Genomic DNA, 26,034 nt, shown 5'->3' with positions numbered 1-26,034 from the left:
AGAGCTGGCGGGTTACTGCTTTGGTTGGGTTGTTATGGTGAGGAACTTTAGGGGCTTTTTTCCGATGTTTCTTATTTGATGCGGCTCGTTTGCTTCTATGTTAACTACGTCATCAAGCTGTATTGGTAGGGTTTTTTCTCCGTCAAAAACTGCGCCTTCACCTTCGAGCACAAGGAGGGTATGTTGGGCTTTGTGGCTGTGTAGGGGGCTGAAGCCAGCGGGTGCCATTTCGTAGAGTTCTATTTCGGGTTTTGTTGAGTTTGTGGGGGTGAGTTTTCGGACTTTGCTTTTTGTGCAGCAGGTTTCTTTTTCTTGTAGGCATTTGTAGTGGCAGATGTTCATGTTTTTTCACTGAGTTATATGTGTATTTTTGAGATATATCTAATAAACATTTAATACTTCAAAACCCCAATACCACATGACCAACATGACAAAAACAGCCAACCCCGAAGGCATAGACGAATTAGTCAGCGACTTCAGCCGCTTCTACATACTCACCATACTCTACGAAGGCCCCACACACGGCTACAGCATCATAAACCAATTCAAAAAACGGGTAAAAAAAGAAATCAGCCCCTCACTGGTCTACCCATTTCTGCAACAACTCCAAGACAAAGGCCTAGTCAAATACACAGTGGAACCTGTCGGAGAAAAAGAACGCAAAATCTTCGAACTAACCCCTGAAGGTCGAGAACTCTGCACGTGTCTGTTCAAACGGTTCGCTGGTTTAGTCTCAATTGCACTTGAGCCAAGCCTCAGTGTTTGTGCCCACTGCGGTTGCAAAGTCTACGAAGGCGCCTACAAAGAAGTCATAGACGGCAAAGAGACGGCGTTCTGTTGCATGCACTGCGCAGCTTCGTACAAAGAGTGCAAAAGAACCGCCAAACAAGCAAAATAACGTTTAGCAGTTTTTTAGGCGTGCCTTATCCTTTTATTCCTAAAGCTTCTACATTAATTGAAGCGGGTGTCTCTTTGGAATCAGGGTTTATCCGAGTTGCAGATACATCTGAAATCGCTGTGGGGAAAACAAAGAAGGTCACAGCAAGAGACATAGAAGTCCTCGTCGCAAACGTCGATGGCAATTTCTATGCTCTTGACAGTTTATGCACCCACTACGGCGGCGACCTCTCCGAGGGCAAACTCGAAGGCAACATACTAACCTGCCCAATTCACGGAGCAAAATTTGACGTAACCACCGGCAACGTTGTTTCCCCGCCTACGGAGCCGCTGGATCGGCCAGAAATCGAGAACCTGCCCACTTATCCGCTTAAGATAGAAAACCACGGAATATTAATCAAAATTTTATAAAGAAAACTCTTAAGTCTGTTACGAAAAAATAAACACTTATTAGAAATAAAAACCCTACATTACACAACCAACAACACAGGGCTTCTTGCCATTTAGTCTCTACTAAACATCTCCTTTAGTGCTTTCGTGATATTTTTCGGGCCCTGATGTGGAGGAAAGAAATGTGAAAGAAAAACTACCCACCGAAGACAGCATCTCAACTTTAGACCAGCTTAAGAAGCACCTCAATATCTCACCTGTAACAGAGACGCAGCTCGAGCGTGTACTACAAGCGCACCCCATGCTAATCACTCCACATTACGCATCTTTAATTGACTGGACCGACCCAGCCGATCCCCTAAAGAAAATGGCTGTCCCTTCCCGTCAAGAGCTAAACCTTGAAGGCAGCTACGATACAAGCGGAGAAGCCGAAAACACCAAGTTCCCCGGAATTCAACATAAATACGCCGAAACCGCACTGCTTCTGGCTACAAATACCTGTGCGATGTACTGCAGGCATTGTTTTAGAAAACGATTTGTTGGGCTGCCGACCAAAGAGATACTTAAACGCTTAGAAGACGCGGCTGAGTACATAAAAAAACATACCGAGATAAACAACGTTCTTGTCAGCGGCGGCGACCCCCTTACTCTGAGCAACCGAACAATCGAGAAAATGCTGGCGCTTCTAACAAAAATCCCCCATATAAAAGCCATAAGAATCGGCACAAGAGTACCCGTGACGTACCCGCAGAGGTTTGATGACGGCGAACTTTTGGGGATATTTAAAAAATACTCAACCAGCCAAAAACGGTTGTACGTTGTAACCCAGTTTAATCATCCAAAAGAAATCTGTCCTCAATCTATCAAAGCGGTAAGCGAGTTAATCAATGCGGGCGTTTTGATTAATAACCAAGCTGTTCTGCTCAGAGGCGTCAACGATAAACCCGAAACACTTGCCACCTTAATGAACAACCTTGTAGGTATCGGTGTCACGCCATATTATGTTTTTCAATGTCGCCCGCTTACCAGAGTTAAGAGCCATTTCCAAGTTCCCATATATGATGGGTTAATGGTTATTGAGAAAGCAAAAGCGCACTGTAGCGGTTTAAGCAAACGTTTCAAGTACATTATGTCTCATGTCACAGGGAAAATCGAGATTTTGGGCATAATGGATGACGAAATATACTTCAAGTATCATCAAGCAAAAGACAGAAAAAAAATAGGTGCAATGTTCAAGTATCCTGTAAGTAGAACGGCAGGGTGGCTTGATGATTTCAACCCCTATGAAGATCAGAGTCAAAAAGAACTCAAGATTAAGCAAGCAATAAAATGGGAAATCCAAGAAGAAACTAACTAAACGCCAAACCTTAGATGCAAATTAAACAAGAAGCATCCATCAAACGCGCGATGTGTATATTATAAATAATAGTTCAACTGACTAAACCAAAGGGGTATTGCCATGACAGTTGAATTACTGCTAAGAATACTCATGGCCCAGAACTATAGTTTTTTGCTTACCCCAACCAGGGGTAATTCTTCGCTGAGTAACGGAGGCGAAACCTAATGGCTGTGAAAAAACGTAGCAGAACTGACATCTATCTTGACGTGTTAGACCTATTATGTAAAGAGGGCGGCAGAACTGGAAAAGCCAGTCCAACACGTGTTGCTCGGCGGGCCAATCTTTCTTATGTTCGATTTCAGAAGATACTGAAACATTTGGTTGATGTGGGTATGGTTCGATTTACCGATAGTGGTATTCTAGTAACTCAGAGGGGGATTAATTGTTTGAGTCAGTTGCGTGAAGTAAATTCTTTGCTCAGCAAAGTTGGGCTTGATTTCTAGGGTTTTCCCCTTATGTTTCTGTTTTTTCGCGTAAATAAAAATAAAATTAACCTTATTATTATGTGTAGTTTGTAGTTTTAAGTTTAATGGACGTATTGTCCATTTTAATTATATTGCCTAAACACTGAGACACATGCTTTATGGTTGGCAAGCAATTTTTTCTTAATTGCCTGTCATTCAAGAAATATCAGAAGAGAAAAACCATGAACAAACCTAAAAAACAATTAGTGACTATTCTGTTTATTGCACTATTAGCCTCTTCAATGGCAACCTTTCTGATAGCTCAAACATCAGCACACACTCCACCCTGGAATATTCCCACCTTCGCCCACATTTATGCTGCTACAAACCCCATAGGCGTCGGTCAACAAGCATCCATATACCTATTCCTCACTCCAACCTACGCAGATACACTTATGACAAATAACTACAGATTCCACAACTATGAACTCATAATAACCGCTCCCGACGGCAAGGTAACTACTCAGAAGTGGGACACGATTTGGGACACAACCTCAAACCAAATCGCCACGTTTACACCTGACCAAGTAGGCGTCTACAATTTGACGTTCATTTTCCCAGGACAACGTGTCAACGACTACCCACACAGCCCCACATCGGCCTACATCGACGACTACTATCTGCCTAGCAACGCGACAACAACCTTAACTGTTCAAGAAGAGCAAATTCTCGAATTACCTGTCAACCCACTGCCAACTGAATACTGGAGTCGCCCCATCTACGGTGAAAACCCATTCTGGTACATAATTTCTTCCAACTGGCTTGGAAGCGGCATGCCCGGCTATGGTGGCATGAATGGACCAAACCAACGCCAATTCGCACCTGACGCAGTTGGATCACAAACAGCCCACATAATGTGGACTAAATCGTTGCAGCCAGGTGGTGTGGTTGGAGGAAACAACTTTGAGATTCTAGGCGACACATACTTTGAAGGAACCGCCTACCAACAGCGATACGTTAACCCAATAATCGTATACGGTAGAATCTACTACAAAGAACCGTTCTCCTTTAGCGGAACTGGAGGAGACACGGTTTGCGTTGATTTGCAAACAGGCGAAGAGGTTTGGAGAAAATCAGACATACCTGCACTATCATTTGCCTACATATCTGGTGTACATACACCCAACTACCATGGAGTTTACCCAGCGATACTCTTCACTAGCAACTTCGCAAACGCATACGACGCAGATACAGGAAAACCGTTATTCAACGTGACAGGAGTACCCTCAGGTGCTAGTGTTATTGGCCCCTTAGGAGAAATGATAAAGTACAATTTCTTCAACAATGGCACCTCATCAAACCCCGATTGGTACTTAACTCAATGGAATTCAAGTCTGATGTGGGGCGGATCCAGCACAGCTTGGAACATACAAACAACAACCACTACTACTACCACATGGCAGTGGGAAAACACAACAATTTACGTGAATAATGTACCTCAGATTCAGAGCAAAAACGTGACTACTACAACCCAAACAACCGCCGTTCAAGCCAGCCGAGGAATATTCTATGACTACATAAGTGAGTCAACACAGAATAAATCGATCTCATGGCGTAAATCAATGCCTAATACACCAACAATACTTGGCGCTATTTACAACGACATCTTACTTTGCAGAAACGGATCATATCCCGCGTTAGGTGATAATGGTCAACCATACACGTACTTTGCAGTCGACATAAACAAGTCACGCGGCACCTTTGGCAACGTCCTATGGTGGAAAACAGTAAACCCGCCAGCAGGGAACATCACTACCATCTCGTTCGCAGGCATGGATCCATCTGGATACTTCTGCGAGTCATACAGACAAACCCAGCAGTTTGCATTCTTTAACCTACGTACAGGTGAATTCATCAGATTAAGTGAACCGCAAGCAGCGCTCGACTATTACGGCAGCAATGGACCAGGCACACTATCAAACGTAGTTGCCTACGGGCGCGTCTATAGCTGTGCATACTCAGGTATACTCTACTGTTATGATATGTCAACAGGCAAAGTTCTGTGGACTTACGGTAACGGCGGAGTACCAGGAAACACCACCTACAGCGGCTTTGAAGTCCCTGGACCATACCCAACATTCATCAACGCAATAGGTAATGGCATAATCTACACCGTCACCTCTGAACATACTTTCCAAACACCAATCTATAAAGGAGCATTGGCCAGAGCAATTAACGCAACCGACGGCACCGAAATCTGGACGCTTTCAGCTGCTACAGGAGAATTCGCTGCCTCAAGCTACGCAATCGCAGATGGATATTCAACTTTCTTCAACAGCTATGACCAACAAATCTATAGCGTCGGCAGAGGACCAAGCAAAACCACTGTGCAAGTCGGACCAAAGAGCTTAACACTAGGTGGAAACGTCGTTATTGAAGGCACAGTAACTGATATATCAGCTGGAACCAAACAGCACGAGCAAGCCTCTCGCTTCCCTGACGGTGTGCCCGTTTGTGGCGACAGCAGCATGAAAGACTGGATGGGCTACGTCTACCAACAAAAACCCAAACCCGAGAATTTCACTGGAGTCAACGTTAAGATAGCTATCTTGGACTCAAACAATAACTATCGAATGGTTTCGGCAACCACTGACAGTAGAGGTTCATACAGCGTAACTTGGACACCCGATATTCCAGGCGACTACAAAATTACGGCATCTTTCGAAGGAACCAACGGGTATTGGCCATCAAGTTCAGTAACCACCTTTAACGTAGTTGAACCAGAGCAACCAACCCCATCACCGACACCGATACCTGTATCGCTTGTTGATCAATACTTCCCAGCAGCAGTCGCAGCTATAATAGTTTCAATCTTCATTGTCGGCGCTATACTTGCATTGCTGATGCTAAAGAAACGTCCCTAAAACGGTGTCGCAACAAAAAATCTCCCCCTCCCTTTTTTGTTTTTTTTTGTTAGAATGTTTGTTTTGTATTTAAGAGAAGAAAAGCAGTAGGTTCTTAAAACTGGCTGAGAGTTATTTGGAAAACTTTTAGCAGTTGAGGCTCTTAGCTTATGCTTGCAAGTTTACAAGGCTACTCGGAATTCATCGCCATACAACGAGGGTTAATGCTGTTCGTGGTCACTTTAGGCGGAGCTTTCCTTGTTGGTAACTCAACTGCTTTACTTCCAGCTTTGCACCTTGCCGCTATCGTGTTTTGCTTCTGGACCTTTTCGGACGCAATCAACAACATACACGACAAGGAACTTGATGCTACTTCTGATCCTAAAAGAGCCCAATTCACCGAAAAATTAGGCAAAAAAGCTTACTACATAACTTACTTGTTCTTAGGGTTGACCTTGTTTTTGAGTGCACTCACATTAAACTGGCTTGTTTTCGCTGTGATTTCGGTAGGATTGATTATTGGTTTTATTTATTCGGCGCCACCGATACGGTTGAGAACAACCATCGTTAAACCGCTTGTTAACTTTGTCTTTGGAGCTGTGGCCATTTTTATTTCAGGGGCCCACTTCGGGGTTTTCACGTTGAATGTATTACTTTTGACGTTGCTTTTTGGGGTAGTTACAACTGTGAATAGCATCTGGGGCGACTTGGCGGATTATCAATCAGACAAAAACAGCGGCGCCCGAACCTTACCTGTAATTTTAGGTTTTAGAAACGGGTTATTTTTCACTGTTATCTTGGGCTGCATGTTAATTCCAATTATGACCTACATTGGGTTAATGTACTCAGTGTATCCTGTTTACTACGTGGTTTTAGCAGTCGTCGTCAGCTACATGCTGACTAAATTGTTCATAAAGCGGCGTATGTTGAGTAAAAACAGAGAAAACACATCAGAGCAACTGTCGCTTGGAGGTTTGTTGTCTAAGGATTTCGTTAAGATAACCTTGGTATTCAGCGTTACCTTCGCGGTGTGCGCCTTTATCCGCTGAGCGTATTATCAAAAACACAAAAAACTTTGGCCCTTCAATGTTTAAAGAAAGAAAAAGCCTAAACTCTGAACTAGTCTTTTATGGCTTCTATTAAGCTCATGACGTTCCAGAGTTTCACTCGCGTGTAAGGCGGCATGTTGGGATCCTGCAAAATCTCATCCAGCAACGCCACAGCGTTTGAAGCTTTCACGGCAGGGGTATACTCAGTGCCCTGTAGCGCGTTCATGGCGTCTTTTGCGCTTCGGCGAATGTTCCTCGGTGTTGTACTATCTTCAGAAACCTCGCCAAGCACGACCAGTGCCTGCTTAATCTTGGCTTCATATTCTTCAGTTTTCTTCTTTCGCACCATTGAACGGTTCCCCTTTTTATTCCATCTTGGCAGTAAATCAAGCTATATATGTATTTATACGTATTTACCTTTGGGATTTAAATTGCAACAAGAAAAAGAAAGCAACCCAATCAAGCGTATGGCTGAATTACTGCGGCAAGGCGCCACCTTAACCGACCTCTCTTGCCCCGCCTGTGCATCTCCACTGTTCCGCCTCAAAGACGGTACACTCTGGTGCGCAAAAGACGAGAAAAAAGTGATCGTAGTCCGAGAAGGCGAGGAACCGCCTAAACAAACTGCACCCAGCAACAACGCAGCCTACGACAAACTCGAAGAAACGCTTATGGCAAAAATCGCTGACATCCAAGCTAAAATCGAGAAAACCGAGGACATAGATGAACTTCAGAAGCTGACCGTGGCGCTTAGCGAGTTGCTTAACAGTGTCGAGAAAATTAAAAAGATGAAGGCTTAGCGCCAAGTTGACTCTTGGATTCTACAGCAATTTCCCCGCAAGCATCCACTACGTGGAAACTTTTACCTCAACCGTCTCAAGTAGGCAGCTTCAGCAGCGGTTAATTCAGCTTTTAGGTGAAGTTAACCGTAAAGAGACCAGTTTCGAGGCGGTTGCTATCCCCACGATTCCTGAGGGAACGGTGATTTTTGAGTTTGGTATAGCGGAGTTGGACAACTTTACTTTCTTCAACTCGGCTGAGGTTGCTAAGGCTTTGGAGTTTGTTTCTAAGTCGCAGGTGGCTTCGCTGGATTTTTTCTGTTCTATACGGTACTACAAGGGCAAAGGCGCCGATGGAAAGAGGCAGGCGCTAAAATTCGATTATTACATGTTGCGGATGGTTTTTGGGAAGGGCACTTTTGAGGTGCAGGTGTTTCATGAGCGGGGTCCGCGTTACCTTTCGCCTGGGGACTTGGTCAAATTTATCACGGACCGGATTAATGGTTCTTCGAACCGAAAAATTCTCAAGGAAACAGTTAACCCCTGAGCTAGTTATATAGCTAATAGCAAAGATTGGTTTTCTTTATCCGAAAGTTATATGTGTCCCCCCACTAAACAGACTCACAACTCAAAAAAATAAAATTAACAAAAGATGGAACCCCATGTTACCTATCGAAGTAACCCAGCTCAAAAAGAACTATGGCTCGCTGAAAGCGGTTGACGGCATATCCTTCACCGTCAAAGAAGGCGAAGTCTTCGGGCTCTTAGGCCCCAACGGCGCAGGCAAAACCACCACCATCGAAATCATGGAGGGCCTGCGTGAACGCGACGGCGGAGACGTAAAAGTCCTCGGTCTGGATCCATGGAAAAAGGGCTATGAACTCCATAAAAAAATCGGTGTCATCCCCCAAGAATTCACTTTTATGGAGAAAACCACCCCTAGAGAAGCTATTCTTTACTATGCCGATCTCTTTAACGTTAAATGCGACCCTGATCAAATTCTAAAAGACGTTCTTCTTGATGAGAAAACGAAAACTTATTTTGAAGATCTTTCAGGCGGTCAGAAACGCAAAACCGGTCTTGCTCTTTCTTTAGTCAACAACCCTGACTTATTATTCCTAGATGAACCCACTACAGGCTTAGACCCTAACGCACGCCGTGCTATCTGGGAGGTTATTCGGAGTCTTAAGGCCAAAGGAAAAACCATAATTCTGACTACTCACTACCTTGACGAAGCTCAACAACTCAGCGACCATGTTGCCATCATGGATCACGGCCGTATAGTTGCCATGGGAACCACGGAAGAGATTATCCAGAAACATGGTTCAGGTGAGCGCCTTGAGATTCAAGGGACCCAGAGTCTTGCAGATTACATTAAAGAAAATACCGAATTGGACGTCTACTATGACCATCCCCGCGGCATCATAACTATCCCCCTTAAGAAAAAGATTGATGCTTTAGCCGCGTTAGCAGCTGCAGAGCAGTCAGGCATGGAGTGGGGTCAAATACAAACACGTCAAGACAGCTTAGACGATGTCTTCATCAAGTTGGTCAGCGAACCAATGGGTGAGCAAGGCGAAGTCGCTGTCGAGAACGGCAAAAGGCGGAGGCGCTAAATTATGGTTAGTGGTCGAAGAATCTTTGCAGACTTTAAAGTGTTTAGTCGAGGCTTTTTGCGTAACAAGTTCGGTTTGTTCTTTGGTTTAATTTTCCCAGTTGTGTTAATCCTCATTTTCGGGGCTATCTTTTCAGGTGGCAGCTCAGGAACCACTATCGTTTACGCCCAAAACTTGGACGCTGGTTTTGGGGGACAAAACTTGGGCAATACATTTCTTAGCGCGCTTAATGAATCAAGTACGTTGCAAGTGGTAACAGTAGATGTTAGCGGAGATTTCGCAGAATATCTTGCAGACAAATCCCAGTCGGATGGCATTGTCATACCTGCAGATTTTAGCCAAAACTACATAACAGCTCAACCTGTGAACATAACTGTCTACGGTAACCCTGCTTCGAGTACAAGCGCAATAGTTAGTGGAACGGTTAACGGCTTTGCAGGGTATTTCAACTTACAGCGCTACAATGGAACAGCAATTATCGGTTTGGAAAGTAAAAGTGTGAATACGCAACAGAACAAATACATCGACTATCTCATTCCCGGTCTAATCGGCTTCTCAGTGCTCACAAGCCCCATGTTCTCACTTGTCAACATTTCCAGTGATTACAAGAAAAACAAACTCTTCAAACAACTCAGCCTAACCCCGCTCACGAAGATGGAGTGGCTTACATCAAAAATGCTCTGGTACATCGTGTTAACAATTGCAGGTTTTCTGTTAATGTATACTGTAGGCACCCTTGCGTTCGATGCACATATCACTCTATCACCATTGCTTATACCCTTCCTGATTCTAGGTCCAATGCTGTTTGCGTCGCTTGGTATGCTTGTGGGTACCGTTGCCAAGAACCCTGAAACCGCAGGCGTGATCGGAAATATAATTACCTTCCCTATGATGTTTTTGGCCGGTACATTTTTCCCTATAAGTCAGATGCCAGAGTATCTGCAGACGTTCGCGCATGTTTTACCGTTGTTCTACGTCACTGAAGGTCTCAACAACGTCATGGTTTACAACAATATTCTAGGTGCACTTATCGACATAGCGGTTCTCACTGTTATCACTGTGATTATTTTTGTGTTAGCAGTGAAGATGTTTAAGTGGCGAGAAGACTAACCAGTTTTCTTTGTTTTTCCTTTATTTTTTCTTTGTGCCTTTAAATAAGGGAGGGGAGGTACCGCGTGAGAGTAGGCGTGGTTTCCAACATACAAGGCGCTATATGGTGGCGGATGAGTCCCAGAGGAACTGGAAATATTCCCTAGCAAACCCCACCAGTCCAACATGGTTGCTCCAGATAACCAGCGAAGGCTTCTCTTCTCCCAGAAATAGCATGGCTTCTTTGCCGTCTGCGATTATGCCGCCGCCGAACATGTGGTCACGGAGGCGGATTTCGCCTAAGCCGCCGAATCTTTTGACAAACTCCCAGTCGCTTTTTTTGCCTGCAGCCATAAACTTGATGCTTACACTCTTTTTCAGTCCGCTTCCAAGTAGCGGTTCAGCTAAGGCGATTACAGGTTTAGCGAATTCTGGCGCTGCCACTACAATCTCAACGGAGGCTTTTTTTAGAATATCTTCCAGTTTTGTGAGAACCGCTTGTTGTCCCCGCAGAATCATCATTTCTGGGCGTTCAACCAGTTCTCTTTGCTCATAGAGGGGCTGCAGGGTTTCGGCAACTGTGTTTTCTAATGCGGCGTATTTGTTTTCGAGTCGCAGTTTTGTGAATCGTGTGGCTTCGATGGGTGGAACGGGGTAGTACTTGAAGGGGCGGCTTTCGGTGCTTTTTATCCATCCTTTTTCTTTTAGGCTGTTTAGGACTTCGTACATTTTGCTGTAGGGTACGTTGGCTTGTTCGCTGACTTCCATGGCGGTCATTTGCCCGCCGCTCACGAGAACTATGTAGGAGTCGATTTCGTAGGTGTTTAAGCCCATTTCGCGTAGTGCAGCGCGGGTTTCATCATCAACTGACATAGTTTTCCCCTCAATCACCGTTGGAAACAGTTGGAAACATTATTATCGTGACTTCGCCTCTTAAGCCCTTCGAAAGTAACGCTTACCCCTCAGAAGGAACCATCAAATGAAAGATATCAAACAGACAAAAAGCATCTGCCCCGAATGCCTCAAAGCCCTCGACGCAACCATCTACGAGGACGAAGGCAAAGTTTTCATCAAAAAAACCTGCCCCCAACACGGGCTATACAGTGAGCTTTACTGGTCAGACTACGACCAATACATGCGCGCCGAAAAATTCCGATGCGAAGGCGACGGCGTAGAAAACCCCCGTACACAGAAGAAGCTGGGGTGCCCAAGCGACTGTGGACTCTGCCCCGAACACCACAGCCACACCGCACTAGCAATCATCGACATCACCAACCGATGTAACCTCAAATGCCCCGTCTGCTTTGCTAACGCAAACTATGCGGGCTACGTTTATGAGCCCACTATGGAGCAGGTTGTGGGTATGCTTGAGAATCTGCGCGCCACCAAACCAGTGCCTGCGCAGGCGCTTCAGTTCAGCGGCGGAGAACCCACCATCCGCAAAGAACTCCCCGACATGGTCAGAAAAGCCAAAGAACTCGGCTTCAACCATGTGGAAGTTAACACGAACGGTTTACGACTAAGCCAAGACGTAGAATTCGCCAAAGAACTCAAAGCGGCAGGCGTCAGCACAATCTATCTCCAATTCGACGGCTTAACCCCTGACGTATACAAGTACATCCGCGGCATCGACTTGCTGGACATAAAGATGAAGGCGATTGAGAACCTTCGAGCAGCAGGCTGGAACAGCGTCGTTTTGGTCGTCACATTAGTTAAAGGCGTTAACGACAGTCAACTGGGCGACATCATCAATTTCGCCGCCAAAAACAGCGACGTCGTCAGATGCATAAACGTCCAACCCGTCTCGCTCTGCGGACGTTTACCGCCTAACGAACGCGAAAAGATACGCATCACCATCTCCGACTTCATGAAGAAGGTCGAGGAGCAGACCAACGGTGTCATAAAAGTAAGCGACTTCTACCCCGTCCCCGTGGTTGTGCCTGTTTCCAAAGCTGTCGGCGCCATCAAAGACAAACGCTACGTCGAATTCACCGCGCACCCCCACTGCGGCATGGCAACTTTCGTGTTCATCGAAAACGGCAAAATCACACCCATCACCCGATACGGCAACATAGAAAAATTCGTCGCAACCCTTCAAGGCGTCTACGACGATGCTTCCAAAGGCAGTAAAAGCAAAGCTAAACTTCGCCTTGTCGGTGCAAGCCGCCACATCAAATTCAGCTTCCTTCGCAAGTACGTCTTAAAAGTGCTCTTAAACGGTGACTACAAGTCGCTGGGCGACTTCGCCCGCTCTGCAGTGCTAATTTCCTCGATGCACTTCATGGATCCCTACAACTTTGACCTCGAAAGAGTCTCCCGATGTGTCATCCACTATGCTGTTCCTGACGGTAGAATCATACCTTTCTGCACCATGAACTCAATTCACCGCGCTGAAGTAGAAAAGAAACTTGGCATCCCAATCAAAGAGTGGCAAAACAAACATAAGGTTGAAATAAGCCAGACAGTCTAGATGCTGGAAATTAAAACATAATCAAGGTGAAAATCATGGGTGGAAAAAAGAAGCTTGGCATAAAGCAGATGGAAAAGCAGCAAGAAGACAAAGCCGCAGACGATAAAGCGAAGAAGAAAGAAGAAAAGAAAGGCCCGCCACAGAAGAAAACAACCATAGGCGTTTTGCCTCCAGACGCAAAAGACCAAAAAATCGTAGCTGAAGTCAAAAAAATGGGTGTCCTAACCCCATACGCAATTTCAACACGTTACGGTATACGCATCAGTGCAGCAAAAGACTTTCTAGAACAGCTGGAAGCAAACGGAGCAATCCAACTCGTCTCCGGAAGCCACAGCCTAAAGGTCTACAAACCAGCAGCTTAAAATCTGCGTCCCCACAATTATTCAAACAATCCCTCTCTATACTCTGAGGAGTTTATTTCAATTGAGTTTCCCAGAAAAAGTTTACACCGCAAAAGAACTAAAAGCAGCAAGAACCTTAGTGGACCAAGGATACAAACACAATCTAGTTGTAGAAGGCCAATCCGAGTTCACCAAGAAAGTCAAAGAAGCCCTCGAACACATAAAAACCGCAGGCTACTACGATTACCTCCAAACATACATCCAAAAAATCGTCGAAATCGACGGCATGACTCAGCTTCGCGAAACCGAAGTCGCCATTTGGGCAAACAAATTCGCCGTCGACAACCCAGTAGACGCCGCAAGCCTGTTTATCCAAAAAGCCTTCAGCATGGATGAATACATGCATGGCAAACTCTACTACGGCGGCGCCGCAGAAGCACGTTCAATCGCTAAGCGTGTCGAGTTCTTGCAAGCATTAAAAGAGAAAAGCCAAGACAAAGAAGTTAAAGAAGAATGTGAACGGCTCCTGTCCCTGTGGGCGGATAGTTCACTCTAAGCTGTGTCTAGGCAGGCGCGATTTTTATTGTCGCGCCACTTTTCACCTGCTTAAACAGGTCAAGGTTACTTGTGATTTTTCCCAGTATGCTCACAGGACTGTAGGGTTGAGATTTCCCGTAAAAGACGCATAAGGCGCTGCCCATGGGCCAAAACGCTATGGTGCCCTGTTCAACAGTGGGTTTAGCTTTTTCTTCACCCATCTTGAGGGGAATTTCAAAGTAGACTTCCTCTTTCCATATCGCTGCTCTGCCTTCCATTGGCAGTTTTCGCATGATGGTGTCTATGGTTCTGGGTGCGAGGAAGCGGACGAGTTCTCCTTCAGCTTCACCTAAACCTTCTATGAGGAACTTAACTTTAACTCTGGAGACGCCTTCATCGGTACTCAAATCATTTCATACCCCTATTTAGAGAAAACCTATAACTTTAGATAGATCAAAAAGTATAGTGTGGAAGAGTAATTTAACTCTTACACTTCCATACACCAACAGATTAGGCTGTTCTACAATAGGCTGAGAACGGTTTCGCCTATGAACTTGATTTCTTCCTCAGTAACCGCAGGGTGCACAGGCAGCGAAAACACCTGCTTAGCTGCTTTTTCTGTTTCAGGCAACGCCTTAACACCATAGTTTTCACGGTAGAACGGCATCGTATTTATCGGGTTCACATAGTAAGCTTCGGCGCCTATGCCTTTAGCTTTGAGGTTTTCAAGAAGCTTATTGCGTTCCGTTTCAGTTGCATCCTTTAGTCGCGCGGTGTAGAGGTACCAGCTATGCTGGCAAGTCTTGGTTTCGTAAGGCAAAACCAGCTTGTTGGATTTTGAGAGGATTTTTGTAAGCTGCTGAGCGTTACGGCGACGTTTAGCTACAAAACCGGGTAACTTCTTCATTTGGACGATTCCAATGGCTGCTTCCAATTCAGGCATACGGTAGTTGCTTCCCAACATCTCAGAGGCGTATTTTGCTTTCTCGCCATGAGTGCGGATCATGCGGAGTTTTTCGTCGATTTTGTCATCGTTGGTGGTAACGACTCCGCCTTCGCCTGTCATCATGTTCTTGCTTGCATAGAGACTCCAGCAGGCGGCGTCAGAAAATGAACCCGCAGGTTTCCCCGCATAGGTTGCTCCATGTGCTTGAGCCGCATCCTCAACCAAACCCAACCCATGTTTTGCTGCTATTTCTCTAAGTGGCTTCATGTCGGCTGAGAAACCATAGAGATCAACAGGCAAAATCGCCTTGGTTTTTTTGGTAATGGCCTTCTTTACGGCTTCTGGGGAAAGCGTGTAGGTTTCGGGGTCGATGTCGGTGAAAACGGGTTTAGCGCCTGCCAAAACAACCGCCTCAGCCGTCGCCACGAAAGTAAAACTGGGCACAATAACCTCGTCGTCGCGCCCAACGCCGACCGCCATAACAGCGGCGTGTAGAGCGGCTGTGCCAGTGTTTACGGCGACTGCATGTTTGACGCCTGCGAATTCAGCGAACATTTTTTCGAATTCAAGGACTTTTGGCCCTGCGCCTAAGGCGTTGGTTACGGGTCCTTTACGCATAACTTCTAGGACTGCTTGGACTTCTTCTTCGTCCATGCTTGGCTTGTTAATTGGTATCAAACTTGGTTTAGCCTCGACAGGGTAGTGTTTAGAGTTTGCTGCTATATTTCATTTTTCCACAATCCCCGCGGGAACAGTTGGCTAAAGTGGTATCCACACGCATCGACATAACGATGAAAGACGCTTCATTCAACGGTCATTTCCAGCGTGGTCTTGTAATCCGCCACTACCCTGACCCCACGCATCTTAAACTCTTCATCAAGAGCCACATCGCCCGTGTCCACCCTCAAACTCTTAAGCCTATCCAACTTGCTCTTCGTCGCAATCACAACGATGTTGTCTAAGCCGACTTGGCGAATCACGCGGCTGCTGATTTGTTGGTTTCCTCTGCCGAAAATGAAGCCCTGCCCGCCAATCGGGGTTACGACGATTTTTGTAGGTTTGCCATTTGTTAATTCGAGGAGTTGTTTTTCGTTTACGTCTTTGGAGACTATTTTTTTGTTGAAGAGGAGGTCTACACCGAGGAGGGTTTTTTTCTGGTCCAACAAGTCGGCGACGGTGCGGGTGGTCGTGCCTGGTCCCATGATGTAGAAGGTGTCGGGTTGCATTTCCTCGATTAAGTACACTGCGATGGCTGCTTGATTCTCCAGTTCATTTACCGTCATGGGGCTCTCCATCTTGTTGCCCTGAATCAAATGCGGCTCAAAAGGACTAAGCATATAACCGTATAATTCCGCAGACAAGTGCCCCTCACGGAACGCTTGCTCATCAATATCCATAACTTCCGCCTCCCGCAAAGGCAACCCACCCCAAAGAAACCTGACTGCAACCCTCGCCGCCGCTTGAGGGCTGATGGCGAAGAGGGCGCTGTGCATCTTTACGCCTGTGGGCACCCCGAGCACGGGCAGCTTCATGTCTACGGCTTTTTGGATGTCGCGGGTGGTTCCGTCGCCGCCGCAGTAAACCAGCAAATCCACCCCCACCTCGGCGATGGCTTTGGCGACGGTTTGGGTGTCTTCTTTGGTGGTTTGGGGTTTGCTTTCGCCGATGACTTGGCAGGTGTAGCCGAGTTTTTTTGCTTCAAACTCCCCCATGTCGCCTGCACCCACAATCAGCTTCAGATGGGGTTTGGCGTTGGAGAGTTCACTTAGGAAGGTTTCTGCTCGCTGCGATGCGATGGGTTTTGCGCCTAACGCTTTGGCTTGCCGAAGTATTTCGTCTCCGTCGGTGCCTTTAAGTCCCACTGCGCCGCCCATGCCTGCCACGGGGTTTACTATGAACCCTATTGTTTTGGTTGGAATGGCTGGTTTGGTAGTCAAGGTTGTTTAACCTGTATAATAGATAGGCGTGGGGGATTAATAAAAAGAGAAAAGGGTTAGGGCTGTTTTCTTTCATGGTTTATCCACCAAGCGAGCCCTATGACCGCGGGAATTGCAAAGATGGCGGCTGCCCAAATCAGTATCGTAACCATTGAGCCAACGACGTACTCTAAGTTCCAGCTTGCGATTGCGGTATGCCAGTTTCCGTCTATGTAGACTTTGATGGCGAACGCGATGAACATCAACAGCGAGATGCCACCGCCTGCGTTTCTGCTCTTGGAATGTTTGCTTGAGCGCGGTTTCTCCATTTCGGGGATGCGTTTCCACCATGCCCAACCCGCGATTGCGCCGATGGCGACTGGGATGCCGATTAGGACTAGCTCCCAGAACAAGGCATGCAAAGCGAACAGTACCACGTGATTCATCGACCACATGTTCAGCGCTGAAGGCACCAACCCCGTTGCTTGTGCGTTGCCTGTGAACCAGACAAACACGTACACGGCGCCTGCGACAGCCAACACGGCGGCTGCGGCAAACACCGAGAACGCTGCCCAGTGTTTTCTAAAGAAGCGGCGCCAGTCTGATTCGGTTTGGGTTTCAGTTTGCTGTGTCATTGTGTCTCTCTCCTTATGCTTGTGGTGGTTGGGTTGGCTGTGCTGGTGGTTGTGTGTAGTTGTTTCCGTTGCTGTAGCCGTTTGGGTATGGTTGGTACTCTTTTGGCTTCATGCTGGAGAAGCCGATTATGATGAATATCCACGAGATGAGGACCAAGATTACGCCGACGCCTATGATGGTTAGTATGGCGCCGATGAAGAGTAGTGTGGATGCAGTGGTGAATGATGCTTCGCCTGTTTTCTGTGCCAATGTATCGTAGACTTTTCTTAGGTTCATTGCTGCAAGCAGATAGAAGGCGAATGCAACTGCTAAGCCTGCGAAGATTGCGACTAAGCCGCCTACTACGCCTGCAGCTAGTGTGAATTGTGCTCCCGCGGCGAGTAATCCTGCAGCTGCAAAGCTTGCTATACCGATGCCTGCACCGACTGCTAAGGCGACTATGGCGACTATGTAGTATTTGAGGCCGTTCCATGCGTTTCTATGAATGCTTTCATCTTGATAGTAGTTTGATAGTTCTTTTGTTGCTTTGAGGAGTAGGATTACGCCGATTATTGCCAGTATCCAACCGACTGTTGGAATTGGGCCAAGTAAGAGAAGGACTGAGCCTTCAATGGCCAAAGTTTTGCTATATTGGAAGTTTACGTTCATTTCTGTTTTCCTCCGAAGTTCCTTTTTTGGTTGAGAGAGCTATGTCGGGTTCGGGATATAGCCCTAACATTTAGAAAGCCGCCACCACTGCTTAGAGGGGGAACTCTAAGGTTTAGAGCTATAAATAAAACCCAATTTAGACGAAAAAGCCTCGTTTTAGCGGTTAAACCTTTTATTCCCATCGCGCAGAATATGCAGGCAAGGGTTGATTGGGCAAATGTCAAAGACTCGGGGCATAAGCGCAGATATGCAGTCACCACGTACACGACTGCTTTTTTTAATCTATAGTGCGCCCAACAGCCGCATCAAAGCCGCCCCGGGCACAAAAAGCCGCATCAGCGCAGCGCTTGGGTACAAGTCCGATGGGCATTTCCATTACGACTGGAACTATCTTGTCGGCGCAAACATGATAGAAGAAAAACAAGGCTACTACCAAGTGACTGATACAGGCAAAAAAGAGTTCGCCCTCTACTCCACCCAATCCATGAGTAACTGGATAATGGTAGTTATGGGCATCGCGTTGATATCTTTCACTGTGGGCTTGCATTTTGAGATTCTGCCAGTGTGGAGCATCGCAGCTTTTGGCGGCGCCTTCATTTCCGTCGGCGGTTTATTCCTGCTTTTAGGCAAAAAGACTAAACCCAAGCTTTCCGCTGAAGCTAAAGAGCTGCTAAAAGAACTAAACCGAAGATAAAACAAAAAAGAAAAGAATTGGGTTGCTGCGTTTTAGATGCTTTCGCAGCCGATGTATTGTTTGGTTGCTTCGCTTAACCACGGGTAAAGTTTGCGTAGCTTCTCCATGGATTCCGCGACTTTCTCGGTCGGGTACTCATATGGTTGCAATTTGCCGTTGAAGTACTCGTCGTAGGCTGACATGTCAAAGAATCCATGACCCGTCAAAGCAAACAGCAAGGTTTTGGATGTGTTGGTTTCTTTGCATCTTCGGGCTTCGTCACAGACAGCTTTTATTGCATGGGTGGATTCTGGCGAGGGGATGATGCCTTCACTGCGGATGAAGATTTTTGCTGCGTCAAAAGCATCCACCTGGTTTACGGCGAGGGTGCTGATTTTCTTTTCCTGTGCAAGCACGCTGATGGTTGGTGCGATGCCGTGATAGCGTAAGCCGCCTGCGTGAATGGGGGCTGGCATGAAATCGTGGCCCAAGGTGTGCATGGGGACAAGCGGGGTGAGTTTGGCGGTGTCGCCGTGGTCGAAGGTGTAGTAGCCTCTGGTGACTTTGGGGCACGCGGTGGGTTCGACGGCGATGAACTGGGTTTCTTTGGGTGCCTTCTTGCTGACTTTGTCATAGTAGAAGGGCCAGAACAAGCCGCTAAAGCTGCTGCCGCCTCCGATGCAGCCGTAAACTGCGTCAGGGTAATCCTCAACCATCGCCAGTTGCTTTTGAGCTTCCAGTCCAGCGACGGTTTGGTGCATGCAGACGTGGTTGAAGACGCTGCCGATGGTGTAGTTTGCTTTCTTGCCTGTTTTTTCGCTTGTAAGGGAGTCTTCTACGGCTTCGCTGATGGCGATGCCGAGGCTGCCTTTGTTGTCGGGGTCTTCAGCTAAAATTTTGCGCCCAGACTCAGTTTCTTTGCTTGGACTAGCGAAGACTTTTGCGCCGAAGGCGTTCATCATGGCTTTGCGGTAGGGTTTCTGGTCGAAGCTTGCGCGAACCATGTAGACGGTTGCTTCTAAGCCGAACTGGTTAGCTGCAAACGAGAGCGCGCTGCCCCATTGTCCTGCGCCTGTTTCTGTGGTGACGCGGGTTATGCCTTCTTTCATGTTGTAGTATGCTTGGGGTACGGCGCTGTTGGTTTTGTGGCTGCCTGAGGGGCTGACGCCTTCGTATTTGTAGTAGATTTTGGCGGGTGTTTTGAGAGCTTTTTCCAAGTTGAACGCTCGGAAGAGCGGGCTGGGTCTCCAGATTTTGTAGACTTCGCGGACTTCGTCTGGGATGTCTATCCAGCGTTCTTGGCTGATTTCTTGTCCTATGATTGTTTTGGGGAAAATTTTGGGGACTATGCCGACGCCTGGTTTCCCTGTTTCTGCTTCGAGGAATGGTGGCAGGGGATGTGGCAGGTCGGGCACGATGTTGTACCACTGTTTTGGTATGTCTGTTTCTTTGAGTAGAATTTTTTTGTCCGGCATACAATTTGCCTCTGCGTAGTTGTGAATCGTGCGTTAAGGTTTTATTTAAGGCTTTTCTGTACAGAAATGTACATGCTGTCTTATTTTGCTTGACTGCCGATTTCCTCTAAAACCCTAGCAAGCAACTTCGGCTCAATCCTAAACCCCTTCCGAACCAAAGCCAAAACAACCTCCTTCGCTTCAGTCGCGCCAAACAACTCCCTGCGAAGAGCGGTTATTATCACATACAACACACCTCTAACTCTAAGCCCCCAAGTTTCCGCAAAAGCCCGACCGCAAGACTCATCCATCAACAACAGTGCATCTTTCCCTAAGCCCCGAGCTAACACAACCGCTTGCACTTCTCCTAAATGGAGCTCAAAACTCTGCTGAATGATCATCTGGCAAATCGCCTTCTGCTTCTCGTCTAGCATCTTGACTTTGAGCCAACCTTGATCGCAAGCTTCCTTTATTACTAAAGCGTCACTGAACCCTTCCTTCAACCCCACTTCGACCGCTTCTCTGTAACTTTCTTCCGAGATGGAGACTTCGCCGAAGAGGTCTTTTAGGAGGCTGAGTTTGCCAACTTTTGATAGCCACATAAGGGGGCTTGTGTTTGAAACCGTTGGCATGCTCGAGACTCCATTAGAGTTTTAGGTCTTGTTCTAAATCGCGCTCTGAATACTGGATAAGGACACCTTTGTCTTCCAATAGCTTGTAGAAAGCCCAAAGGGAGACTCCTGCCAACTGTGCTCCTCTCCACGCTGTTACCTGTCCTGTTCGGTAGAGTTCGATGGCTTGTTCAGTGTTTTTTTGTTTGACGCCCTTTTCGAGGAGTTCGCGAATGAGGGTTGAGCGGTCTTTTCCTTCTTTTTTGGCGATTTCGCGTAGTTTTTTTGCTGTCTGTGGTGGGAGTCGGAGGGTGATGGTTTCTGACATCGCTTTCACCGTAATACATTAGATATCAAATGTGTCCTATTAAGATTGTCTTGACTGATTTTTGGTAAAATACAAACAACACATTTATACCTAAACGCACAGAACAATACACAAGCGGATAAATATGTGGAAGAACATAGAGCGCCAACTCGAAACCTACCCCGAACGCCTAAAAGTCGCACGCGTCCTCATCGAAAACGGTCTCTCAGCGCGGGGCGACAAAATCTACCTCAACCAAATCGAAATCCCACCCATTCGCATCGCCCGAGTCGCAGGCGTAGACCGCAGAACAGTCAACGAAACCCTAACAACCATCCACAACACCCCCGAGTTGCGCATGATTTTTGAAGAAATACGCCCCGCAGGCCACAGCCTAAAAGAAATCGCCAAACACCTCAATTTGGGCGTAATCGAAATCACCCCCACTAGCGCCGCAACCCGAGGCATACTAGCCAACTCCGCAGCCGCTCTCAACAAGGCAGGCTTAGGTATACGTCAAGCCATAGTTGACGACCCTGAACTTAGCCCAGAGCCGAAGCTGACGTTGATTGTAGAGCGAAAAATCCCCGGTGAACTAATACCTGAATTGCTAAAGGTTTCGGGAGTAGCCAAAGTATCCGTATACTAAATCTGTCAATCAAGATTAATAGCAACTAGACACTATTATTTTTGTAGCATTCGAGTTGATTTTTATGTCTTGGCTAAAAGGAATGACTGAAAAAGAACCTCCAGAACCCGCTAACCCCATTGGAACTGTCGTGCTGGGAACTCTGCATCCAGACATCATGGATACCGCAAAAGAAATGGTGAGAAAATCACTCAAAGCCGCCCAATTCAAAACTGTAGACGCAGGCAAAGGGGTATCTCCATCGGTGTTCGTTGCAAAAGTAAAAGAGGCAAACGCCGACATACTTGTGGTTACTGTAGGTCTATCTGCAGCTAAAGAAAACCTCGCCAAACTGGTTTCACTTCTGGAGACTGAGGGATTAAAAGGAAAAGTTCAGGTTATGATTGGTGGCGCGGCTGTGTCTAAGGAAGATGCCGAAAAAATCGGGGCAATGTATGGGAAGACAAGGGAAGACGCAGTGGCTTTAGCGAAAAAAGTCATCGAACAAAAAAAGAAGTAACACCCTCGTTTTTTCTCCTCTACTCCCTTGTATCTCTCACGTTTCGTCATGTTTGTTCTATATATAATGGAGGGGAGTCTGAGAGCAGCAAACGTCTTTGAGTAAACACCCAATTAAAATGTGGCTTTTTTGTTTGGTTTTTGCGGTTTTACATCAAAAAACTGTTTTTCTTGGGTAACGCATAAAAGCAAATGATGCACAGTGATACTTTATTACTAAACAGGTTCGGTAACCCTAATGTCCACTAAAACCTTACCTCGAAAATTTGTCGCAGTCGACCCCAGCAAATGTATCGGCTGCGGCATCTGTGAATACGCCTGCACAACCGAGAAAGGCGAAGCCAGCTGGAATCCAGTTCGAAGCAGAATCCGTGTTGTCCGCATGGCACCCGTCTTCAACTTCGCCTTAACCTGCCGCGGATGTGTAGACGCACGATGCGTTAAAGCATGTCCAGAGCGCGCAATAACACAAAGCGAAGTCAACAGCTTACTAATCATCGACGACAAGAAATGCAAAGGCTGCGACTGGTGTGTTCAAGCCTGCCCACACGGCGGCATAGCTATCAACGCTGAAACCGGTAAAGCCATCGCCTGCAACCTCTGCGAGGGCGACCCCAAATGCATCCAAGCATGCCCCGAAGAAGCCCTTGACATAGTCGAATCTGACGAAGCTGCAGACAAACACTTCAACCAAGCCTTAGCTAAACTGCCAGAGCAAACCGACAAACTAACCGCTATCGTTAAAAAGAAAGACTGGAAGCCGCTCATCGCCGCTGCAGAGCAACGCTCAGAACGTATTGCAGAAAAACTCGACGCCATCAACAAACGTGCCGCAGCCAAAAAAGCAGCACAACAAAAGCAATAAAAAATTTTTGGGGTTAACGGTTTTCTTCGTAACCCCTCAAAAACGCGTCAACATCTAACCCCAAGTTTTGTCCATTATAGCCGCCTTCCAGAACAAAGAAGGATGGCAACCCCAACTTGGCGATGCGTTTGCCGATCTCAAAAAAGTCTTCAGTAACCAACCCCAACGACGCCAAATCACAGCTATGCGTATCAAACCCAGCTGAAACAGCCAGCGCCTCAAACTTAGCGGGGTCAACACAACTCATCGCTTTGTCAAAAGTTTCAAAGTAGATTTTACTGCCAACGTTAGGTTGCAGGGCGAAGTTTATGCAGTTTGCTTCGCTAAAGCCGCCTGTTCCGGGAAAGTTTGGGGACTGATGAATCGAAAGGTAAGTGACGTTTGGGTCGCCGAGAAAGATTTCTTGAGTCCCATTACCATGGTGCCCATCAATGTCTAGAATCAGCGTTTTTTTACCTGACTCTTTAACTGCTATGGCGATGTTGTTTAAGTAACAGAAGCCACGGGTATAAACACCTAAAGCAGCACCATAACGACCAACATGGTGACCAGGCGGTCGCGTGATGGAGAAACCGTTGATTTTACTGGCCGTTAACGCGGCGCCTGCGGATAAACATGCGTAATCAAAAATGTTGTCGTACGCTGGAGTATCCGAGTCTTCCACTAACCCTTTTTTGAGGTTCCAGATGTACTCCATGTCGTGGATCGAGGATACTTGATCTTCAGTGGCTGGCGTCGGCGAAACAAATTCGTAACCTTTTGAAGCCAAGATTTCTGTAGCTACTTTTACTCGCTGTGGTCCTTCAACGTGCCATGTGCCATAGCCAAGACACTTCTCAGAATAGACGATCTTTGTTTTCATCCCAAACCTGCATCCATTAGACACATAAATGTGTCAAACGTATTTTAAAATATAACCCCCAACACACATTACTGAACAAAAAAGCAATGGAGCGCAGAATCTTGATTACACAGAACCCCTATGAACTGTTCCGCCAAGAATGCCAAACAGCAATAGCTGGAGCGCTAAAGAAAACCCTTCCAGACATCGAGCAACCCACCATAACGTTGAAGAAAACCCCAAACATCGAATACGGACAGCTCGCGACTTCGCTGTGTTTTGAATTAGCCAAAAAACTCGGCCTCAAGCCGCTCGCTTTGGCGCAGAACCTTGTGGCTAGCATTGACACGTCAAGTTTTGACTTGATCGAAAAAGTTGAGCCAGCAGGGGCAGGATACATCAACTTCTATGTTGACTTCGCAAAATTCAGCGCTCTAACCTTAAAGTCCATTCGGAAACTGGACAAAGAGTACGGTTTCGTGAAAACCCAAGAACCCAAAAAAATAATCGTGGAACACACCAGCGTTAACCCCCTTCACCCCATTCACATTGGACAAGCCAGAAACCCCATGCTCGGCGACGCACTCGCGCGCATCCTGCAATGTAGAGGGCACAGTGTTTCTCGGCATTACTACATCGACGATGTGGGCCGCCAATCCAGCGTTGTGGCTTATGGATACGCTAAACTGGGAAAGCCTAAACCGACTGAGAAATCGGATTTGTTTGTAGGTAAAATCTACACCGTAACATCATGCATCGTTGAAATCAACAGGTTAAAGAGGCTTCGCGAAAAAGCCTGCGCCGCCGAAAACGCTGACGACTTAATCAAAGTCAACAAGGAACTCGACGAATGGGTCGGCATCGCCGCTGAACTGCGAAGCAAATTTCCTATGTTGTTCGAAGCCTTAACCGCCAAAATCGGTGAAGATGAGAATCCAGAGGAAGAAATCAACCGCCTCAACCGCGCATACGAAGATGGACAGCCAGCCGCAAAAGAGCTTATCCGCGAGGTCAGCGAACTCTGCCTTGACGGTTTTCGAGCTACCATGAAGCGGGTGGGTGTAACTTATGATTCGTGGGATTGGGAAAGCGACTTTGTCTGGACACCACAGGTTAACGAGGTTATGGCAAAACTTCAGGCAACCCCGTTTATATTCAACGAGAAAGGGGTGTTGCAGTTTGACGCCGACAAAGTCACCAAAACGTTGGATTTGAAGGGCAAACTGGGTTTGAGCGCCAACAACGAAGTGCCACCACTTACCCTTGTCCGGGCTGACGGCACCACACTCTACACCACACGTGACATCGCCTACACCATCTGGAAATTCAAGCACGCAGAAAAAGTCATCAACGTCATCGGCATGGAGCAATCGCTTGCGCAGTTACAGTTGAAGTTGGCGCTTTATGCGATGGGTTACGGTGAAAACGCTGACAATTTGGTGCATTTTGCCTACAACCTTGTGACGTTGCCCGGTTACAAGATGAGCAGCAGACGTGGACACTACATAACTTTCGATGAGGTGCTTGACGAAGCAGTTAACCGCGCTTACCAAGAAGTCTCTAAACGTTCACCGACGCTGACTGAGGAAGAAAAACGCAACATCGCCAGTTTCGTCGGGTTGGGTGCAGTTCGGTATGCGTTGGTAGATGTGGATTCAGGTAAACCTGTCGTGTTCACTTGGGAACGCGTCTTAAACTTCGAAACCAACAGCGCGCCCTACGTGCAGTACACTCATGCACGCGCCTGTAGTATTCTGCGTAAAGCGGGAAAGGAAGCCGAAAACCCCAACTTCGCTTTGCTCTCTGAGCGGCTGGAAAAAGAGTTGATTCTTAACTTGGCTGGCTTTGCAGACATGTTCATTGAAGCCACAGAATACCTCAAACCCAACATGATAGCCGACTACGCCAACGCCTTAGCAGACAAATTTAACACCTTCTACAACGCGCACCCCGTCCTAAAAGCCGACTCACAAGGACTCATAGACGCAAGAATCGCCCTCACAAAAGCCATCCAAATCGTCATGCGCAATGCGCTAAACCTGATCGGAGTAACTGCGCCAGAAAAAATGTAACCCTCCTGCGCATACGAATCCGTATCCGCAAATAGCTGGAACCA

At 46.8% G+C, this 26,034-nt stretch carries 30 protein-coding genes; 18 read left to right on the top strand and 12 right to left on the bottom strand.

Features of this window, described 5'->3' with window-relative positions:
• Positions 1–12: 12 nt before the first annotated feature.
• Positions 13–342 (bottom strand): cupin domain-containing protein, encoded by a 330-nt coding sequence (locus NWE96_05955; GenBank protein ID MCW3983523.1) that lies wholly within the window; start codon positions 340–342, stop codon positions 13–15.
• A gap of 85 nt (positions 343–427) precedes the next feature.
• Between NWE96_05955 and NWE96_05950 the strand changes: the two genes are divergently transcribed.
• From NWE96_05950 to NWE96_05925, 6 genes are all read left to right on the top strand, one after another.
• Complete coding sequence (locus NWE96_05950) at positions 428–898, top strand: PadR family transcriptional regulator (GenBank protein MCW3983522.1); 471 nt, start codon at positions 428–430, stop codon at positions 896–898.
• Positions 899–918: 20 nt separating this feature from the next.
• Positions 919–1,308, top strand: a complete 390-nt coding sequence (locus NWE96_05945) for a non-heme iron oxygenase ferredoxin subunit (protein MCW3983521.1) — start codon at positions 919–921, stop codon at positions 1,306–1,308.
• Between the two features lie 163 nt (positions 1,309–1,471).
• Positions 1,472–2,644, top strand: coding sequence for a KamA family radical SAM protein (locus tag NWE96_05940; GenBank protein ID MCW3983520.1), 1,173 nt, complete (start codon positions 1,472–1,474; stop codon positions 2,642–2,644).
• 206 nt (positions 2,645–2,850) lie between these two features.
• Positions 2,851–3,129 (top strand): winged helix-turn-helix domain-containing protein, encoded by a 279-nt coding sequence (locus tag NWE96_05935; GenBank protein MCW3983519.1) that lies wholly within the window; start codon positions 2,851–2,853, stop codon positions 3,127–3,129.
• A 203-nt stretch (positions 3,130–3,332) separates the two neighbouring features.
• The gene (locus NWE96_05930; GenBank protein MCW3983518.1) at positions 3,333–6,014 is read left to right on the top strand and encodes a PQQ-binding-like beta-propeller repeat protein; all 2,682 of its coding nucleotides are present in this window, start codon (positions 3,333–3,335) and stop codon (positions 6,012–6,014) included.
• 149 nt (positions 6,015–6,163) lie between these two features.
• Positions 6,164–7,042, top strand: a complete 879-nt coding sequence (locus NWE96_05925; protein ID MCW3983517.1) for a UbiA family prenyltransferase — start codon at positions 6,164–6,166, stop codon at positions 7,040–7,042.
• A 70-nt stretch (positions 7,043–7,112) separates the two neighbouring features.
• On the opposite strand, the gene NWE96_05920 is transcribed toward NWE96_05925, so the two are convergent.
• On the bottom strand, positions 7,113–7,391 hold the full coding sequence (locus NWE96_05920; protein MCW3983516.1) for a UPF0147 family protein: 279 nt from the start codon (positions 7,389–7,391) through the stop codon (positions 7,113–7,115).
• A gap of 82 nt (positions 7,392–7,473) precedes the next feature.
• Between NWE96_05920 and NWE96_05915 the strand changes: the two genes are divergently transcribed.
• From NWE96_05915 to NWE96_05900, 4 genes are all read left to right on the top strand, one after another.
• Entirely contained in the window at positions 7,474–7,842 is a 369-nt protein-coding gene (locus NWE96_05915) for a hypothetical protein (GenBank protein MCW3983515.1), read from the top strand.
• 7 nt (positions 7,843–7,849) lie between these two features.
• Positions 7,850–8,368 (top strand): hypothetical protein, encoded by a 519-nt coding sequence (locus NWE96_05910; protein MCW3983514.1) that lies wholly within the window; start codon positions 7,850–7,852, stop codon positions 8,366–8,368.
• 115 nt (positions 8,369–8,483) lie between these two features.
• The gene (locus NWE96_05905; protein ID MCW3983513.1) at positions 8,484–9,437 is read left to right on the top strand and encodes an ABC transporter ATP-binding protein; all 954 of its coding nucleotides are present in this window, start codon (positions 8,484–8,486) and stop codon (positions 9,435–9,437) included.
• Between the two features lie 3 nt (positions 9,438–9,440).
• Complete coding sequence (locus tag NWE96_05900; protein MCW3983512.1) at positions 9,441–10,547, top strand: ABC transporter permease; 1,107 nt, start codon at positions 9,441–9,443, stop codon at positions 10,545–10,547.
• Positions 10,548–10,646: 99 nt separating this feature from the next.
• Here the strand turns inward: NWE96_05900 and NWE96_05895 are convergent, their stop codons facing one another.
• Positions 10,647–11,399, bottom strand: coding sequence for a TrmB family transcriptional regulator (locus tag NWE96_05895; GenBank protein ID MCW3983511.1), 753 nt, complete (start codon positions 11,397–11,399; stop codon positions 10,647–10,649).
• A 106-nt stretch (positions 11,400–11,505) separates the two neighbouring features.
• Between NWE96_05895 and NWE96_05890 the strand changes: the two genes are divergently transcribed.
• The 3 genes from NWE96_05890 to NWE96_05880 all read left to right on the top strand — a co-directional run bounded on the left by NWE96_05890 (position 11,506) and on the right by NWE96_05880 (position 13,893).
• Positions 11,506–12,996, top strand: coding sequence for a radical SAM protein (locus tag NWE96_05890; GenBank protein MCW3983510.1), 1,491 nt, complete (start codon positions 11,506–11,508; stop codon positions 12,994–12,996).
• 35 nt (positions 12,997–13,031) lie between these two features.
• Positions 13,032–13,358, top strand: a complete 327-nt coding sequence (locus NWE96_05885; GenBank protein ID MCW3983509.1) for a 30S ribosomal protein S25e — start codon at positions 13,032–13,034, stop codon at positions 13,356–13,358.
• A gap of 61 nt (positions 13,359–13,419) precedes the next feature.
• On the top strand, positions 13,420–13,893 hold the full coding sequence (locus NWE96_05880) for a hypothetical protein (GenBank protein MCW3983508.1): 474 nt from the start codon (positions 13,420–13,422) through the stop codon (positions 13,891–13,893).
• A 7-nt stretch (positions 13,894–13,900) separates the two neighbouring features.
• Here the strand turns inward: NWE96_05880 and NWE96_05875 are convergent, their stop codons facing one another.
• The 5 genes from NWE96_05875 to NWE96_05855 form a co-directional block, all read right to left on the bottom strand.
• Positions 13,901–14,281, bottom strand: coding sequence for a cyclophilin-like fold protein (locus NWE96_05875; protein ID MCW3983507.1), 381 nt, complete (start codon positions 14,279–14,281; stop codon positions 13,901–13,903).
• A gap of 113 nt (positions 14,282–14,394) precedes the next feature.
• Positions 14,395–15,498, bottom strand: a complete 1,104-nt coding sequence (locus NWE96_05870) for a DegT/DnrJ/EryC1/StrS family aminotransferase (protein MCW3983506.1) — start codon at positions 15,496–15,498, stop codon at positions 14,395–14,397.
• A 125-nt stretch (positions 15,499–15,623) separates the two neighbouring features.
• The gene (locus NWE96_05865) at positions 15,624–16,757 is read right to left on the bottom strand and encodes an ATP-NAD kinase family protein (GenBank protein ID MCW3983505.1); all 1,134 of its coding nucleotides are present in this window, start codon (positions 16,755–16,757) and stop codon (positions 15,624–15,626) included.
• A 56-nt stretch (positions 16,758–16,813) separates the two neighbouring features.
• Positions 16,814–17,371, bottom strand: a complete 558-nt coding sequence (locus tag NWE96_05860) for a hypothetical protein (protein ID MCW3983504.1) — start codon at positions 17,369–17,371, stop codon at positions 16,814–16,816.
• A gap of 13 nt (positions 17,372–17,384) precedes the next feature.
• On the bottom strand, positions 17,385–18,020 hold the full coding sequence (locus NWE96_05855) for a DUF996 domain-containing protein (protein ID MCW3983503.1): 636 nt from the start codon (positions 18,018–18,020) through the stop codon (positions 17,385–17,387).
• Positions 18,021–18,237: 217 nt separating this feature from the next.
• Between NWE96_05855 and NWE96_05850 the strand changes: the two genes are divergently transcribed.
• On the top strand, positions 18,238–18,714 hold the full coding sequence (locus NWE96_05850) for a hypothetical protein (GenBank protein MCW3983502.1): 477 nt from the start codon (positions 18,238–18,240) through the stop codon (positions 18,712–18,714).
• A 32-nt stretch (positions 18,715–18,746) separates the two neighbouring features.
• Here NWE96_05850 and NWE96_05845 read toward each other — a convergent pair whose 3' ends face one another.
• From NWE96_05845 to NWE96_05835, 3 genes are all read right to left on the bottom strand, one after another.
• Complete coding sequence (locus NWE96_05845; protein MCW3983501.1) at positions 18,747–20,168, bottom strand: TrpB-like pyridoxal phosphate-dependent enzyme; 1,422 nt, start codon at positions 20,166–20,168, stop codon at positions 18,747–18,749.
• Between the two features lie 80 nt (positions 20,169–20,248).
• On the bottom strand, positions 20,249–20,779 hold the full coding sequence (locus tag NWE96_05840; protein ID MCW3983500.1) for a DUF3368 domain-containing protein: 531 nt from the start codon (positions 20,777–20,779) through the stop codon (positions 20,249–20,251).
• A gap of 13 nt (positions 20,780–20,792) precedes the next feature.
• A complete protein-coding gene (locus NWE96_05835; GenBank protein ID MCW3983499.1) occupies positions 20,793–21,086 on the bottom strand; it encodes a UPF0175 family protein in 294 nt (97 codons plus the stop codon).
• A 124-nt stretch (positions 21,087–21,210) separates the two neighbouring features.
• Between NWE96_05835 and NWE96_05830 the strand changes: the two genes are divergently transcribed.
• The 3 genes from NWE96_05830 (at position 21,211) to NWE96_05820 (ending at position 23,077) form a co-directional block, all read left to right on the top strand.
• Positions 21,211–21,714 carry an amino acid-binding protein gene (locus NWE96_05830; GenBank protein ID MCW3983498.1) on the top strand — a complete coding sequence of 168 codons (504 nt, stop codon included), beginning with the start codon at positions 21,211–21,213 and terminating at the stop codon, positions 21,712–21,714.
• A gap of 64 nt (positions 21,715–21,778) precedes the next feature.
• A complete protein-coding gene (locus NWE96_05825) occupies positions 21,779–22,213 on the top strand; it encodes a cobalamin-dependent protein (protein ID MCW3983497.1) in 435 nt (144 codons plus the stop codon).
• Positions 22,214–22,450: 237 nt separating this feature from the next.
• Positions 22,451–23,077, top strand: coding sequence for a 4Fe-4S dicluster domain-containing protein (locus tag NWE96_05820; protein ID MCW3983496.1), 627 nt, complete (start codon positions 22,451–22,453; stop codon positions 23,075–23,077).
• 13 nt (positions 23,078–23,090) lie between these two features.
• Here NWE96_05820 and NWE96_05815 read toward each other — a convergent pair whose 3' ends face one another.
• Positions 23,091–23,939 carry a histone deacetylase gene (locus NWE96_05815; protein MCW3983495.1) on the bottom strand — a complete coding sequence of 283 codons (849 nt, stop codon included), beginning with the start codon at positions 23,937–23,939 and terminating at the stop codon, positions 23,091–23,093.
• Positions 23,940–24,025: 86 nt separating this feature from the next.
• Here NWE96_05815 and NWE96_05810 point away from each other — a divergent pair, with 86 nt between their 5' ends.
• Positions 24,026–25,990, top strand: coding sequence for an arginine--tRNA ligase (locus NWE96_05810; GenBank protein ID MCW3983494.1), 1,965 nt, complete (start codon positions 24,026–24,028; stop codon positions 25,988–25,990).
• The last annotated feature ends 44 nt before the right edge of the window (positions 25,991–26,034 follow it).

This window comes from Candidatus Bathyarchaeota archaeon, from assembly GCA_026014685.1.
In the GTDB taxonomy this organism is placed as follows: domain Archaea; phylum Thermoproteota; class Bathyarchaeia; order Bathyarchaeales; family Bathycorpusculaceae; genus Bathycorpusculum.
This window is presented reverse-complemented; position numbering and strand designations above follow the sequence as displayed.